The sequence below is a fragment of the Kitasatospora sp. NPDC059673 genome, from assembly GCF_042734215.1.
GTDB lineage: Bacteria > Actinomycetota > Actinomycetes > Streptomycetales > Streptomycetaceae > Kitasatospora.
This window is the reverse complement of sequence record NZ_JBHWEN010000039.1, coordinates 1-15,359: the sequence shown is the minus strand read 5'-3', so window position 1 is coordinate 15,359 and position 15,359 is coordinate 1. Positions and strand designations below refer to the sequence as shown.

Annotated in this window: 12 protein-coding genes; 5 read left to right on the top strand and 7 right to left on the bottom strand. The window is 75.2% G+C overall.

Annotated elements, in window-relative coordinates; genetic code table 11:
• Positions 1-229 precede the first annotated feature (229 nt).
• The gene (locus ACFV18_RS30885; RefSeq protein ID WP_380488595.1) at positions 230-1,498 is read right to left on the bottom strand and encodes a DUF6350 family protein; all 1,269 of its coding nucleotides are present in this window, start codon (positions 1,496-1,498) and stop codon (positions 230-232) included.
• Positions 1,499-1,615: 117 nt separating this feature from the next.
• Between ACFV18_RS30885 and ACFV18_RS30880 the strand changes: the two genes are divergently transcribed.
• Positions 1,616-3,397: a sigma factor-like helix-turn-helix DNA-binding protein gene (locus ACFV18_RS30880; RefSeq protein WP_380488594.1), complete on the top strand. Its 1,782-nt coding sequence runs from the start codon at positions 1,616-1,618 to the stop codon at positions 3,395-3,397.
• A gap of 380 nt (positions 3,398-3,777) precedes the next feature.
• On the opposite strand, the gene sucD is transcribed toward ACFV18_RS30880, so the two are convergent.
• From sucD to ACFV18_RS30850, 6 genes are all read right to left on the bottom strand, one after another.
• A complete protein-coding gene (gene sucD / locus ACFV18_RS30875; RefSeq protein WP_380488593.1) occupies positions 3,778-4,668 on the bottom strand; it encodes a succinate--CoA ligase subunit alpha in 891 nt (296 codons plus the stop codon).
• An 18-nt stretch (positions 4,669-4,686) separates the two neighbouring features.
• Complete coding sequence (sucC, locus tag ACFV18_RS30870; RefSeq protein WP_380488592.1) at positions 4,687-5,859, bottom strand: ADP-forming succinate--CoA ligase subunit beta; 1,173 nt, start codon at positions 5,857-5,859, stop codon at positions 4,687-4,689.
• 339 nt (positions 5,860-6,198) lie between these two features.
• Positions 6,199-7,305, bottom strand: a complete 1,107-nt coding sequence (locus ACFV18_RS30865) for a VWA domain-containing protein (protein ID WP_380488617.1) — start codon at positions 7,303-7,305, stop codon at positions 6,199-6,201.
• 141 nt (positions 7,306-7,446) lie between these two features.
• Positions 7,447-9,777 carry a DUF5682 family protein gene (locus tag ACFV18_RS30860; RefSeq protein ID WP_380488591.1) on the bottom strand — a complete coding sequence of 777 codons (2,331 nt, stop codon included), beginning with the start codon at positions 9,775-9,777 and terminating at the stop codon, positions 7,447-7,449.
• The gene (locus tag ACFV18_RS30855; RefSeq protein WP_380488590.1) at positions 9,774-10,871 is read right to left on the bottom strand and encodes an AAA family ATPase; all 1,098 of its coding nucleotides are present in this window, start codon (positions 10,869-10,871) and stop codon (positions 9,774-9,776) included. The genes ACFV18_RS30860 and ACFV18_RS30855 overlap by 4 nt, the downstream gene beginning before the upstream one ends.
• 161 nt (positions 10,872-11,032) lie before the next feature.
• Positions 11,033-11,443 carry a hypothetical protein gene (locus ACFV18_RS30850; protein ID WP_380488589.1) on the bottom strand — a complete coding sequence of 137 codons (411 nt, stop codon included), beginning with the start codon at positions 11,441-11,443 and terminating at the stop codon, positions 11,033-11,035.
• 92 nt (positions 11,444-11,535) lie between these two features.
• Between ACFV18_RS30850 and ACFV18_RS30845 the strand changes: the two genes are divergently transcribed.
• The 4 genes from ACFV18_RS30845 to ACFV18_RS30830 all read left to right on the top strand — a co-directional run bounded on the left by ACFV18_RS30845 (position 11,536) and on the right by ACFV18_RS30830 (position 15,318).
• A complete protein-coding gene (locus tag ACFV18_RS30845) occupies positions 11,536-11,889 on the top strand; it encodes a MerR family transcriptional regulator (protein ID WP_380488588.1) in 354 nt (117 codons plus the stop codon).
• A gap of 139 nt (positions 11,890-12,028) precedes the next feature.
• Entirely contained in the window at positions 12,029-13,342 is a 1,314-nt protein-coding gene (locus ACFV18_RS30840; RefSeq protein WP_380488587.1) for an SWIM zinc finger family protein, read from the top strand.
• 279 nt (positions 13,343-13,621) lie between these two features.
• Positions 13,622-13,759 (top strand): hypothetical protein, encoded by a 138-nt coding sequence (locus ACFV18_RS30835; RefSeq protein WP_158071864.1) that lies wholly within the window; start codon positions 13,622-13,624, stop codon positions 13,757-13,759.
• The gene (locus tag ACFV18_RS30830) at positions 13,756-15,318 is read left to right on the top strand and encodes a DUF5691 domain-containing protein (protein WP_380488586.1); all 1,563 of its coding nucleotides are present in this window, start codon (positions 13,756-13,758) and stop codon (positions 15,316-15,318) included. The genes ACFV18_RS30835 and ACFV18_RS30830 overlap by 4 nt, the downstream gene beginning before the upstream one ends.
• Positions 15,319-15,359 lie beyond the last annotated feature (41 nt).

The window sequence follows — 15,359 nt, the reverse complement described above, 5'->3', positions numbered from 1 at the left end:
CCGACCAGCCCCGCACAGCAGACTGCCCCCCGTTCACTCACCCAGCTCCCGACCCCAGCCCCGCGCAGCGGACCGCCCCCCTCGTCCACTCACCCCACTCCCCCCAGCCCCGCGCAGCGGACCGCCCCCCTCGTCCACTCACCCCACTCCCCCCAGCCCCGCGCAGCGGACCACCCCGGGTTCACCTCGGCGGCGGGGTCACGGGTGGGTGGGCGGGCGGGCGTGGGCGCTACGCGGCAAGGCGGCACACCAGGCGGTACGCGCCGACCCGGGCGCGTACCACCGGGCCCGCCCCCTTGCGGGTGTGCCACCAGCGGGCGAGCAGCGCGCCCGGCACCGCCACGGCCAGCAGCCAGGCGCTCTGAGCGAGGCCGAACTGCCATGGCACCGGCCCGAGTTCGGCCATCCGCCGGGTCCCGAGCGCGCCCCCGCAGGACCAGCCGGCCAGCACGCCGAGCGGGGCGGCGGCCAGCGCGGCGACGGCGGCGACCCCGGCGGTCTGCGAAACACTCCAACGAGTGGCGGCGCGACCCAGCAACAGCGCGGCGACGACCGCGGCGGCGGCGGGCATCGCGCAGGCCAGCAGGTGCCAGTCCGCACCGCGCCGGTCGGGCAGCACGGCGAGCAGCGGGAAGTCGGGGACGGCACCGAGCCCGGTGCCCAGCGGCCCGGCGTGGCTGCCCGCGCCGACCGTGAAGCCCGGGCCGAGCGCGTAACCCACCGCCCAGAGCAGCGCGTTGGGCACCAGCGCCGCGCTGGCCAGCAGCATGCCGAGCCATCCGGCGGCGCCGCCGCCGAGGCGCTGGGCGCTCTGTCCGGCCGAGCCGAGCAGCACCGCCGCCCCGAACACTGCCCCGCCGCCGGCCAGCAGCGCGCCCGCCCACCCGGCCAGCGCCCGCAGGACCGCCGGCTCGGCGCCGTCCGGCGGCCACAGCGCGGCAGGCAGCGGCAGCCGTCGCAGCTGCCCGGGCCGGCCGAGCCCGCCCCACAGCCCGTAGCCGAGCGCACCGGCCGTCAACCCGGCGACCGCCAGCAGGTCCAGGACCCCCCGGGAGCACAGCGCGGCCTCCGGATCGGCGCACTGCGCGACGGCTCCGGCCGAGACCAACTGGTACCCGGCGTACATCGCCAAGGGGGAGCGCCAGCGGACGAACCCGCGCCCCCGGGCGCGCCGGGCCACCCGGCGTCCGGCCCGCGCCACCAGCACCGCGAAGACCACCGTGAGCAGCAGCGGCGTGACCGTCACCGGCGCGGCCTCGGGCCCCCGGGCGAGGGGCGCGCCGTGGCCGAGCAGCCACAGCCCGAACGCCGTCCTGGCCGCACCCTCCGCCGAGTCGTCGCCGTACGGGGCCAGCACCCACAGGCCGAACACCGGGACGGCGACCACGGACAGGGTGAGCAGCGCGGTACGTACTCCGGCGAGCAGATCGGCGAGGGAGGAACGACTGTCGAGTTCGCTCGGCAGGCCGAGGATCGGACGGCCCATCAGCTGCGTCATGGGCCACATGCTGCCAAGGCCGCGCGTTACGGGGTGTCAACGCGCAAACCTTCGCCGTGTCCCGGATTATCAGTACATGTGCCTATTGCCGGGACGGACTCACAGCGGAGGATTGCGGTGACTTCACCTTTGACCGCCGGACCTGCGCGCACCACCGGAGACCCCTCCCGCACCCGCGACCTGCTGCGCAGCCTCACCCCGCGCGAGGCTCATGCGCTGGCGCGCGTCGCCGCCGGCGACGACGACCTGCGCATCATGGCCCGCAACCTCGGCGTCTCCCCCGGCACCGCCCGCGCCCACCTCAACCGCGCCGTGCGCAAACTCGGCGCCCGCACCCCCGAGGAAGCCGCCGCCCTCGCCACCGCCCTGGCCCCACCGGGGGCAACGTCCGGCGCAAAAACGGCCCCTGACGCTCCGAACGCCACCCCACGGCCCGCCACCACCGCCCCGCCGCCCGCCACCACCGCCCCGAAACGCAGACCGGCTAAGGCCGGCCCTGCCGCGCCACCCGCCAAGGCCTCACCGGCGTCCGGCCCCGCCCGCCGCCAGAAGCGCAAGCCCGCCAAGGCTCCCCGAGCGACAACACCGGGCACGGAACCGGCCCCTGACTCCCCGGCGACCAAGACCTCACCGACACCCGACCCCGCCCGCCGCCCGAAGCCCAGGCCCGCCGCCCCCGAAGCCCCCCACGCCCCGTCCGGTGGATTCCCGCAGCAGCCCGCCGGGGCCCGCCCGTCCGCCGAAGACGAAACCCCCGCCGACCCCGAAGCCCCCCACGCCCCGTCCGGTGGATTCCCGCAGCAGCCCGCCGGGGCCCGCCCGTCCGCCGAGGACGAAACCCCCGCCGGGTTCGAGGACTTCGTCGCCCTGGTGCACACCCGTCTGGTGCAGCAGACCTTCCTGCTGACCGGCCACCGGCACCGCGCCGTGCACTGTGTGCACCTCGCACTGGGGGCGGCGGGGCGGCGCTGGGCGGAGGTGTCGGCGGCGGACCCGGAGGGGTGGGTGCGGTCGGCGGCGTTCGACCTGGCGCTGTCGCCGTGGCACCGGGGCGGCCCGCGCCGGACCCGGGTGCTGCGGCGGGCGGCGCGGCGCCGGATCAAGGTCGCCGAGCCGGTCGTCCCGGAGCCTCCGACCCGGCTGACGCCCCGGGACCGGGCGCTGTTGAAGGCGTTGCAGCGGCTGTCCCGGCCGCGCCGCCGGGCGCTGGTGCTGCACGACACCCTGGGGCTGTCGGTGGAGCAGCTGGCGGTGGAGGTGGAGTCGAGCACGGCGGCGGCCGAGGCCCGGGTGCGTTCGGCGCGCGCGTCGCTGGCCCGGGAGGTTCCGGCGCTGGTCGGCGACCCGGCCGACCCGGAGTTCGTGGAGCGGCTGGGGGAACTGCTGCACAAGGCCGCAGTGCACGGCTGCCCGGGCCCCCGGCTGCCCTCGCCGGCCCTGCTGGTGGCGGACAGTCGCCTGCACACCGGCCTGCTGACCGGCGCGGCCGCCACGCTGACGGTGGCGGTGGGCGCGGCCGTGGCGGCCACCCTGCTGGGCGTGGGCCCGGCCGACCTGCTGCGGGCGGGCCTGCCGGCGGCGACGGCCTGCACGGCGGCGGGCTCGGGCAGCGCGGGGCCGGCGGCGGGGGCCGGCGCGCCGGGCATTCGGACGCCGTGGTGCGGCCCGACGCCGGGGGTACCGGCCCGACTGGTCGGCCCACCGGCCCGGGTGCTGCCGTCGGTGCAGCCGTCCGACGGCGACGACGGGGACACCGCGAACAGCGTGGACGCCCTGCCGCCCGGGCCGTTCGGGGCGCCCCGCCGACCGCTGCTCCCACCGGCAGCACACCGCCGGCTTCCGCCCCCACTGGCCGACGCGTGCGTACCACTGGCGCACTGCCGACCGCGCGAGTCCTGACCGGCCCCCCGTCGCCCTTCGGGGCCTGGTCAGGACCCCGCCCGTCCCCGCACGACCCGCACGCCCCCCACGACCCGACCGACCCGCCGAGCACCACCACCCCAACGCCCCACGCGCCCGCCGCTCGCACCACCCCACCGCACGACCTGCCCGACCCGTCGAAACACCACCAACCCGACCGCCCGCTGCGCCCGCCGCTCGCACCGCCCCACCACCCCACCGCCGTCGTCGTCCCGCCACCACCCCGACGACCCGCGCGCACGCCCCCTCCGCACACCGCGCGACCCGACCGCCCCGCCGAACGCCGAAGGCGCCGCCCACCTCACGGTGGACGGCGCCTTCGTGCCGAAAGCCGAAGCGGAAGCGGAAGCGGCGCTGCCTTACTTGGCGGCGGCGATCAGCTCGCGGGCCAGGCGGGCGGTCTCGGACGGCGTCTTGCCGACCTTGACACCGGCGGCCTCGAGGGCCTCCTTCTTCGCCTGGGCGGTGCCGGAGGAGCCGGAGACGATGGCGCCGGCGTGGCCCATGGTCTTGCCCTCGGGCGCGGTGAAGCCCGCGACGTAGCCGACGACCGGCTTGGTGACGTGCTCGGCGATGTAGGCCGCGGCACGCTCCTCGGCGTCGCCGCCGATCTCGCCGATCATCACGATCAGCTCGGTCTCCGGGTCCTCCTGGAACGCCTTGAGGGCGTCGATGTGGGTGGTGCCGATGACCGGGTCACCGCCGATGCCCACCGCGGAGGAGAAGCCGAGGTCGCGCAGTTCGTACATGAGCTGGTAGGTCAGGGTGCCGGACTTCGACACCAGACCGATCTTGCCCGGGCCGGTGATGTTGGCCGGGATGATGCCCGCGTTGGACTGTCCGGGGCTGATCAGGCCGGGGCAGTTCGGGCCGATGATGCGGGTCTTGTTGCCCTTGGCGCCGGCGTGGGCCCAGAACGCGGCGGTGTCGTGCACCGGCACGCCCTCGGTGATGACCACGGCCAGGCCGATCTCGGCGTCGATGGCCTCGACCACGGCGGACTTGGTGAACGCCGGCGGGACGAAGATGACGGTGACGTCGGCACCGGTCTTCTCCATCGCCTCGACCACGGTGCCGAACACCGGGACCTCGGTGCCGTCCACGTCAACGGTGGTGCCGGCCTTGCGCGGGTTCACGCCGCCGACGATCCGGGTGCCGGAGGCGAGCATGCGGCGGGTGTGCTTCATGCCCTCGGAGCCGGTCATGCCCTGGACGATGACCTTGCTGTCCTTGGTAAGGAAGATAGCCATGGTGTTAAGTCCCCTTCCTTACTTGTTGGCCAGCTCGGCGGCGCGGTCAGCGGCGCCGTCCATGGTGTCCACCTGCTGCACCAGCGGGTGGTTGGCGTCGGTCAGGATCTGGCGACCCAGCTCCGCGTTGTTGCCGTCCAGGCGGACGACGAGCGGCTTGGTGACGGCCTCGCCCTTGCTCTCCAGGAGCGCGAGGGCCTGCACGATGCCGTTGGCGACCGCGTCGCACGCGGTGATGCCGCCGAAGACGTTGACGAAGACCGACTTGACGTCGGTGTCACCCAGGATGATCTCCAGGCCGTTCGCCATCACCTCGGCGGACGCGCCGCCACCGATGTCGAGGAAGTTGGCCGGCTTCACGCCGCCGTGGTTCTCACCGGCGTACGCGACGACGTCCAGGGTGCTCATGACGAGGCCCGCGCCGTTGCCGATGATGCCGACCTGGCCGTCGAGCTTGACGTAGTTCAGGCCCTTCGCCTTGGCCGCGGCCTCCAGCGGGTTGGCGGCCGCCTTGTCCTCGAGCGCCTCGTGCTCCGGCTGACGGAACTCGGCGTTGGCGTCCAGGGAGACCTTGCCGTCCAGGGCGATGATCTTGCCGTCGCCGGACTTGATCAGCGGGTTGACCTCGACCAGGAGGGCGTCCTCCTTGACGAAGACGGTCCACAGGGTCTGCAGGACCTCGGCGATCTGGTCCGCGACCTCGGCCGGGAACTTCGCGGCGGCGACGATCTCGGCGGCCTTCTCGGCGGTCACGCCCTCGTTGGCGTCCACCGGGATCTTCGCGAGCGCCTCGGGCTTGGTGGCCGCGACCTCTTCGATGTCCATGCCGCCCTCGACGCTGGCCATGGCCAGGAAGGTGCGGTTGGTGCGGTCGAGCAGGAAGGAGACGTAGTACTCCTCCTCGATGGACGCGGTCTGCGCCAGCATCACCTTGTGGACGGTGTGGCCCTTGATGTCCATGCCGAGGATGGCCTCGGACTTGGCCACGGCGTCCTGCGGGTCGGACGCGAGCTTCACGCCACCGGCCTTGCCTCGGCCACCCACCTTCACCTGAGCCTTGACGACGGCTCGGCCGCCGAAGCGCTCCGCGATGGCGGCAGCGTCTGCGGCGGTCTCGATGACATCGCCGTCAAGCACGGGTACACCGTGCTTGGCGAAGAGGTCCCTCGCCTGGTACTCGAACAGGTCCACGTGTTTGTCCTTGTTCGTGGTCGCGGAATGTGTCTCTACGAGCGTGCCACGGCAGGATCTTCGCTGCGGGTCGTCGGCGCTGAGCGGGTACGCAGATGTACGGCCTTGCGGCCCACCCAGTTGCCGGGCGCATCGTGGATCAACACGCGCGTCACGTCCGCATGGCAGGTTATCCCCGGACGGCGGGCGTGTTTCGCCCGGGACCGGCTCGACCTTCGTGAGAACCGTCACAGCGGACCCGACCCGGCGTGTCGCCGGGCCGTCGGCGGCCCCGGGGCGCGCGACGGTCGGCCGCACCACAGGATCACCCCGACGGGTGGTACCCGCGGCCATTGACCGTCACTGCCGGTCCGGCACCGGCAGCGGACGCTTCTCGATCGCGGCCGCCATGATGTCCGGAAACGCGTCCGGGGTGCAGGCGAACGCCGGGGCCCCCAGCGCGGCCAGCGCCTGCGCGTGCGCGTGGTCGTACGCCGGCGCGCCCTCGTCGGACAGCGCCAGCAACGCGATGAACTGCACCCCCGACGCCTTCATCGACGCCACCCGCTTCAGCATCTCGTCCCGGATGCCGCCCTCGTACAGGTCGCTGATCAGCACCACGACGGTCTCCGACGGGCGGGTGATCTTCGACTGGCAGTACGCCAGCGCCCGGTTGATGTCGGTGCCGCCGCCCAGCTGCGTCGCGAACAGCACGTCCACCGGGTCGCTCAGCTGCTCGGTCAGGTCCACCACCGAGGTGTCGAACACCACCAGCCGGGTGTCCAGGCTGTGCATCGACGCCAGCACCGCGCCGAACACCGCCGAGTGCACCACCGACGGCGCCATCGACCCGGACTGGTCGATGCACAGGATCACGTCCTTCTTCACCGCCCGCTGCGCCCGCGCGTAGCCGACCAGCCGCTCCGGCACCACCGTGCGGTACTCCGGCAGGTACTTCGACAGGTTCGCCCGGATCGTGCGGTCCCAGTCGATGTCCCGGTGCTTGGGCCGGTTCACCTTGGCGCTGCGGTCCAGCGCCCCGCCCAGCGTGGAACGGGTCTTGTCGGCCAGCCGGCGCTCCAGCTCCGCGACCACCTTGCCGACCACCATCCGCGCCGTCTCCCGGGTGGTCTCCGGCAGCGCGTGCTTCAGCGACAGCAGCGTCCCGACCAGATGCACGTCCGGCTCCACCGCGGCCAGCATCTCCGGCTCCAGCAGCAGCCGGTCCAGGCCCAGCCGGGAGATCGCGTCCTGCTGCATCAGCTGCACCACGCTGGTCGGGAAGTACTCCCGAATGTCCCCCAACCACCGTGCCACCTGCGGCGCCGACCCCCCGAGCCCCGCCGAGCGCTTCCCGTCCTCCCGGTACAACGCCCCCAGCGCCCCGTCCATCGCCGCATCCCGCCGCGAGAGCCGCACCCCGGTCCCGTCCCCGTCCGCACCGAGCACCAGCCGCCAGCGCCGCATCCGCTCATCATCCTGACGGACAGTCACTTTGAATCACTCCTTAACCCCCACGCCCCATCAGGGGCGCGGGGAACTGCGCGAAGCGGAAGAAAGAAAGAGGAAAGGATCGGGGCGCCGCGGAACACGGATCCTGTGGGCCGGTCAACCGGCGCGGCGGTCCAGTTGGCGCGGGATGCCCACCTGCACGCCCAGCAACAGCGCCAGCACCGGCGTCGTCGCGTCCGCGCGCTCCGCGTCCATCTCGATGTCGGGGCCGCTGTCCGCCACGGACGTGCTCAGCGGTCCGGCGGCCACCCGCGACCCGACGGTGTGCCGGACGCCCGTCTCCAGCGAGGAGAAGGTGCGGCGCAGGACCGGCAGCAGGTCGGTGAAGGTGTCGGCGGGGACGCCGCACAGCCAGGTGTCGATCAGCCCGAGCAGCGCCGGGTCGTGCAGCAGCAGCGCCCCGCCGCCGGAGACCAGGCCCTCGACCCAGCCGGCGGCGTCCAGGGGGCCGGAGGCGACCGAGAGGACGAGACCCAGCCGCCGCCCGGCCTCCGCCGCGTCGATCCGTCCGTCGTCCAGCAGCAGCCGAACCGCGCGGCCGCGCAGCAGTCCGGGAACGCCGGTGGCCGGGCCGCCGTGCGGTTCGCGGGCGGCGATCGCGGTGAGGGTGCCGGCCCATTGTTCGCCGACCGCGGTGGAGGAGAGCAGGGCGATCGCCTGGTGGACGGCGTCGATCTCGGTGCGCCGGGCACTCGCGCCGTCCGCGTCCAGTCCGGTGCAGGCGGCGGGCAGGGCGACGCAGAGGCGTTCGGCGAGGCCGAGGGCGACGGCGGTGAGGGCGCTGGTGTCGGTGGCCCGGACGTCGCCGTAGCGCAGGGTGCGGACCAGCGCGGGCAGTGCGGTGGCGAGGTGTCCGGCGTCGGTGTCGAGCGCGGCGCGGTCGGCGAGGCGTCGCATCACCTCGGGCAGGGCGTCGGGCAGGGCGGCGAGCAGGCAGTGTTCGGCGAGTTCGGTGAGCGCGGTGAGTTCGGCGGTGGCCGCGTCGGCGACGGCCTTGCCGGTGGCGGCGCCCTGCACGGTGGTGCCCCACTGGCCGGCTTCGACCAGGCGGACGGAGAACTCGGGTTCCCAGGCGAGCTGCCAGGTCTCCCGGAAGGTGCCGGTGGACTGCACGCTGTCGCGGACGATCCGTCCCCAGTGCAGGCCGAGCAGCCGCAGCCGGTGCAGCAGTCGGGAACGTTCGGCGTCGAGGTCCTTGCGCAGGTCGAGGACGAGTTCGCGGCTCGTCGCTTCGGGCTTGAGCCGCAGGGTGCGCTGAAGGCGGGTCAGGTCGCGTTGCAGCGGCACCGCGGGCGCGCCGTCGGGGACTTCGCCGAGCGCGTCGCCGACCACCAGCCGGTCGTGGATCAGCGCGAGGGCCAGGTCGGAGCCGTCGCACATGACGGCGCGCACCGCGTCCAGGGTCTCGGTGAGGCCGGGCAGCGGGCGGCCGCGCATCGCGGCGAGGGTGTCGGCGAGCCGGATCGCCTCGATGACGTGCGCGGAGGAGACCGGGTGGTCCTCGGCGCGCAGCAGTTCGGCGACCTTGGTCATCCAGCGGGCGATGGGCTGCTCGGGCGTGGTGTACAGGTGGTGGTACCAGCCGGGCGAGTCGATGCCGGCGCCGTAGCCGGTGTGCTGGGACAGCCGGCGGTGGGTCCAGGGCACCCAGGTGAGTTCGGTCTTCAGCTTCTTGGGGAGTTCGGCGAGCAGCGCCCGGTCGTGCGCGACGGTCGGCATGACGGCCAGCGCGGGGACGTGCCAGGCGCCGCAGACCACCGCGATGGTGCGGTGCCCGGCCCGGCGGGCGGCCCGGATCTGCTGCCGCATGGCGGCCTCGCGGATCCGGTCGCGCCGCTCGACGGGGTGATGCTCGCGCAGCGCGCTCATCGCCTCGGCGAGGGCGGCGAACGGCGCGAGGGGGTCGTCGCCGGGGGCGCGGTGCTCGATCACGTCCTCCCACCAGGCCTCCGGGTCGAGGTGCCCGGCGGCGGCGGCGAGTTCGGCGATCGGGTCGACGGGGGCGGGCCCGGAAGTGCCCCCCGGCACTCCCGACCCCTCCTCCTCTTCTTCTGACGCGCCGTCGGCCTCTTCTGTGGCACCCGGATTCGATCCGCGCGGGCCGAGCGCGAGGCTCTGCCCGGCGGGCAGGTCGATGAAGCGGACCGGCACCCCGGCGTCCGCGGCGTACCGCAGTGCCACCCACTCGGGGGAGAACTCGGCGAGCGGCCAGAACGCGGCCCGCGCCGGGTCGTCGCTGACATGGGCGAGCAGGGCGACCGGCGGCACCATGTCCTTCTCGGCGGCCAGCCCGGTCAGTTCGTCGGCCTCCGGCGGGCCCTCGATCAGCACCGCGTCGGGCTGCAGGGCGGCCAGCGCGGCGGCGACCGCGCGGGCCGAGCCGGGGCCGTGGTGGCGCACCCCGAGCAGCGTCACCTGGGCACTCACGCGGAGACCTCCCGGGCGGCCCGGTAGAAGTCCTTCCAGCCGTCGCGGTCGCGGACCACGCCTTCCACGTACTCGCGCCACACCTGCCGGTCGGCGACCGGGTCGCGGACCACCGCGCCGACGATGCCGTCCGCGACGTCGCCGGCCCGCAGCACGCCGTCACCGAAGTGGGTGGCCAGCGCAAGGCCGTTGGTGACCACCGAGATCGCCTCGGCGGTGGAGAGGGTGCCGCTGGGGGTCTTCACCTTGGTGCGGCCGTCGGCGGTCAGGCCGGCCCGCAGCTCGCGGAAGACGGTGACCACCCGGCGGATCTCCTCGGCGCCGCCCGGCAGTTCGGGCAGGTCGAGGGAGCGGCCGAGCTGGCCGACCCGGCGGGTGACGATCTCCACCTCCTCGTCGAGGGTGGCGGGCAGCGGCAGCACCACGGTGTTGAAGCGGCGGCGCAGCGCGGAGGAGAGCTCGTTGACGCCGCGGTCGCGGTCGTTGGCGGTGGCGATCACGTTGAAGCCGCGCACCGCCTGCACCTCGGTGCCGAGTTCGGGCACCGGCAGGGTCTTCTCGGACAGGATGGTGATCAGGCTGTCCTGCACGTCGGCGGGGATGCGGGTGAGTTCCTCGACCCGGGCGATCTGCCCGTCCCGCATGGCGCGCATCAGCGGGGACGGCACCAGGGCGTCCTCGCTGGGCCCGTGGGCGAGCAGCTGCGCGTAGTTCCAGCCGTACCGGACGGCCTCCTCGGGGGTGCCGGCGGTGCCCTGGACGAGCAGCGTGGAGTCGCCGGAGATCGCGGCGGCCAGGTGCTCGGACACCCAGGTCTTGGCGGTGCCGGGCACGCCGAGCAGCAGCAGCGCCCGGTCGGTGGCCAGCGTGGTCACGGCGACCTCGATCACCCGGCGCGGGCCGATGTACTTGGGCGTGATCACGGTGCCGTCGGCGAGTTCGCCGCCCAGCAGATAGGTGGCGACCGCCCACGGCGACAGCCGCCAGCGCTCCGGCCGGGCCCGGTCGTCGTGCCGGGCGAGGGCGGCCAGCTCCTCGGCGAACGCGTCCTCGGCGTGCTGCCGCAGGACCTCGCTGGTCGTCTCGGTGGTCATCGACTGCTCCGATCTCACGGGACGTCAGAACACTGCGCAGAAAGGGCGCGAAGAATGAATGGGCACGGCGCTGACCTGGGAGAACGAACTCCCGTTCGCCCCGTGCACCCACCACTTTGCCGCCCGCCACTGACAACCGAGGCACCTCGCCGGGACGACCGTCAGCTCCGCGCCACCGCCATGCGCTCGGCGGCCGGCGGCCACAGCTGGGCCGCGCCGAACGCCACCTCGACGGCCAGGAATCCCCACAGCAGGCCGGTCGCGCCGTGCGCCAGGGCCCAGGCCTGCCAGCAGGCGAACAGCACCCGGGCCGCGCCGTCGTACAGCCCGTGCACCGGCAGCGGGCGCAGTAGGCGCAGCAGCGCCCACACCACCACCAGCGAGCCCATCAGGTTGGCGAACAGCGTCAGCACCGGCTCCGGCGGCGGCAGTTCGCCGAGGCCGAGGGCCCGCCCGGCGGCGGACAGTGAACGGTGGGCCAGGGCGTACGTCCAGGGGGTGGCGAACGGGGCGGTGACCAGCAGGTCGTACCAGGCGCTGGCGCGGACCACGCGGAGGTGGCGGGGCGTCATCGGGCGGACTCCTTCGACTCTCGTTGTGCGGACCGCTCCAGGCTCGACCCTGGAGTACTGTCCAAGGTCAAGTCGCCGACGGGGGCAGGGACATGAGAATCGGGGAACTCGCCGAGCAGACCGGGCTGAGCCGGGACACGGTGCGCTTCTACGAGCGCACCGGGCTGCTGACGGCCCGCCGGCTGCCGAACGGCTACCGTGACTTCCCGCCGGAGGCGGTGCCCTGGCTGCGGTACGTCCGCACCGCGCAGGCGCTCGGCTTCTCGCTCGCCGAGATCGCCCGCACCGGCGCCGAGCTGGACGGCGCGCCGGACGCCGCCGAGCGGCTGTCCGCACTGCTGCGGCAGAAGATCGCCCTGATCGACGCCCGCACCGCCGAACTCGCGGCCCTCCGCGCCGACCTGGTGGAACGCGCCGACTCCGACTGCCCGCTGGCCCCGGCCTGACGAATCCCCTGCTGGACGTGACGGTGGCGATGGAACGCCTGGAACAGCTCGTCCCGGCGCCGGCCGCGTCCCCGCCCGAGGGTGACGCTCGGCCCTGACCCGCCCTCAACTGTCAGTGGCGCCGCCTAGCGTCGTGGGCATGGAGGAACGCTGGAGCACCGAACACGTCCTTTCCCTGGCCCCCGACCCGGCGTCCCAGAAAGCCGCGGGCAAGCTCTCCGGGCCCGCCCCGTGGAGCGGTACCGGCACCGGGCAGGGCGCGCTGTGGGGCCTGTGCAAAGGCAGCGGCAGCACGCCCTACCGGACGGCGGTGGAACTCGGCACCCCCGCCTACAAGTGCAGTTGTCCGAGCCGGAAGTTCCCGTGCAAGCACGCCCTGGGCCTGCTGCTGCTGTGGGCCGCCGGGCCGGAGGCCGTCACCGCGGCCGCCGAGCCGCCCGACTGGGTGTCGGAGTGGCTGAACGGCCGCAGCCAGGCCGCCGCCGACAAGGTCGCCAAACAGCAGGCGAAGGCCGCCGACGCCGACCCGGAGGCCGCCCGCAAGCGGGCCGCCAAGCGCTCCGCGCGGGTCGCCGCGGGCGCGCTCGACCTGCGGCTGCGGCTGGCCGACGGGGTCCGCCGGGGCCTCGCCGACCCGCTGCCGGCCGGCGCCTGGGACGAGGTCGCGGCCCGGATGGTCGACGCCCAGGCCCCGGGCCTGGCCGGCCGGGTCCGGGCGCTGGCCGACACCCCGCAGGACGCCCTGCTGGAGGAGTACGCGATGCTGCACCTGCTGGCCGGCGCGTACGGCCGGATCGACACCCTGCCGGAGGCGCTGGCCGCCACCGTCCGCACCCGGGTCGGCTTCACCACCGACACCGCCGAACTGCTCGCCGGGCCGACCGTCCGCGACCGCTGGCAGGTCCTGGGCAGCCGCGACACCGCCGACGAGCGGCTCACCACCCGCCGGGTGTGGCTGCGCGGCGCGAAGACCGGCCGTGACGCCCTGCTGCTGGCCTTCGGCCGGCCCGGCCAGGCGCCGGACCTGGCACTGCCCACCGGCCGCCTGCTGGAGGCCGACCTGGCCTTCCACCCGGGCGCCCGCCCGCTGCGCGCCGTCCTCGGCACCCGCTACGGCAGCCCCGAACCGGCCCCGGCCGCCGTGCCCGCCGGGCTGTCCCCGGCCGAGGCGCTGGCCGCGTACGGCACCGCCGTCGCCGAGGACCCGTGGCTGGACAGCTGGCCGGCCGTCCTCACCGACGTCGTGCCCGTGCTCACCGGGGACGGCTGGCAGCTCACCGACGGCCGGCACACCCTGCCGGTGCGCCGCGGCGCGCTCGCCGACGCCGCGCTGTGGCGCCTGGCCGCGGTCTCCGCCGGCCATCCCGTCACGCTGTTCGGCGAGTGCGGCCACGTCGGCTTCACGCCGGTCACCGCCTGGGACGCCGAGCACCGCCCCGTCGGCCTCGGCTGACCCGAGCCCGAGCCCGAGCGCGAACCTGAGCGCGAACCTGAGCCCGAGCCCGAACCCGAACCCGAACCGAACCCGCACGCCGTCCTGACGCCACGCCACGTCACGGCCGCGGCTGATCCACATCCGAACCCGATCCCGCACGCCGCCCTGACGCCACGTCATGGCTGCGGCGTGCCCGGCCGCGCCTCACCCACCGGCCGAACGCAAGCCACCACACCCGACCGACCGGCCCAGGCGCTCCCCGGCGTTTCCCGACGGCCCGTCAACCGGAGGAACCACATGTCCTGCATCCGCACCCGCCAGCGCGCCGCCGTCCGACGCATCTGCCTGCACCACGCCGCCCGCCGCGCCGCCACCGCCAGCGGCTGGGGCCGCCGTCACCGCACCACCGCCCGTCCGATCGGGGGCCGCGCATGACCGCCCCCGCCGTCGCCGACGGCCAGTGGGCCGAGTTGCAGGGCGCGGCCCTGCTCGGCACCGACCGCCGCCCGCTGCCCGAGCCGGGCACGCCGCTCGCCGCCGCCGTGGACCGCGCCGAACCGGCCACCGCGCTGCTCGACCTGGCCGCGCTCGCCGCGGTCCGCCGCCGGGCCGGCGCGCTGCCCGCGCCCGCCGTGGACACCCCCGCGCCCGCCCCGGAGGACACCCGCCCGGCGCTGCCGGAACCCGCCGCCCGCCGGCTCGCCGTGCTGCTCGGCACCCGCGGCGGCCACGGCTCCACCGCCAACCTGGCCGAGCTGCTCCCGCAGTGGCTCGCCACGGCCCGCGCGCACGGCTACCGGCTGCCGCCCGCCCTCGTCCCGGCGCTGCTGGACTCCGCCCGGGCCCGCTCCGAACTGCGTGCCGACGCCGTGACGCTGGCCGGCCCGCTCGGCCGCTGGCTGGCCCCGCAGAACCCCGACTGGCGGTACGTCACCCGCACCGCCGCCGACCACGACACCACCGGCGAGCCCGGCGAACGCCTGTGGCAGGAAGGCCTGTTCGCCGAACGCGTCACCCACCTGACCCGGCTGCGCCGGACCGACCCGGCGGCCGGCCTGGCCCTGCTCACCTCCACCTGGTCCACCGAGCGGGCCGAGGACCGGGTGCTGTTCCTCGACGCGCTGCAGGACGGACTGTCCGGCGCCGACGAGGAATTCCTGGAGACCGCGCTCGGCGACCGTTCGAAGAACGTCCGCGCCACCGCCGCCGAGCTGCTGTCCACGCTGCCCGGCTCGGCGCTCGCCGCCCGGATGGCCGCCCGCGCCCGCGAGGCCGTCCGGTACGAGGGCGGGCGGCTGCACATCACGCCGCCCGCCGCCTGCGACCCGGCCATGCAGCGCGACGGCATACCCGTCAAGTCGCCCACCGGGCGCGGCGAACGGGCCTGGTGGTTCGGCGAGGTCGCGGCCGCCGCCCCGCTCGCGCTGTGGACCGCCGACACCGGCCTGACCCCCGAACAGCTGCTCGCCGTCCCCACCGTGGACGCGGCGGACGGCGGCGGCGCGGAGTGGGCCGAGGACCTGCGCGAGGCCTGGGCCCGCGCCGCCGTCCGCCAGCAGGACGCCGACTGGGCGCGGGCGCTGCTCGGCGCCCCGCCCCGCCCCGGCCGCGAGGGCCGCACTCCGGGCGCGCCCGCGAAACTGCTCGCCGTCCTGTCGCCGGCCGAACGCGCCGCCTGGACGGCCGCGTTCGTGCAGACCCACGGCCTCGGCGACGCCTTCCAGCTGCTCGGCGCCTGCGCCACCCCGTGGACGCCGCCACTGTCCACCGCCGTGGTCGCCGCCCTCAAGCGGGCCGCGGAGCTGGGCTCCTACCCGTGGAGCCACAGCGGCGTCCTGGGCATGACCGAGCGCGCCCTCGCCCCGGAGACCGCCCCGGCGGTCGAGGCGCTGGCCGCCGACACCTCCCCCGACACCGCCTGGTCCGACACCTTCACCCGGCTCGCGGGCACCCTGCGCTTCCGCCAGGCGATGCTCGCCGAACTGGTCCGGTAGCGCGAAAACGCGGCGGCCCCGGGCGAGTTGTCGCCCGGGGC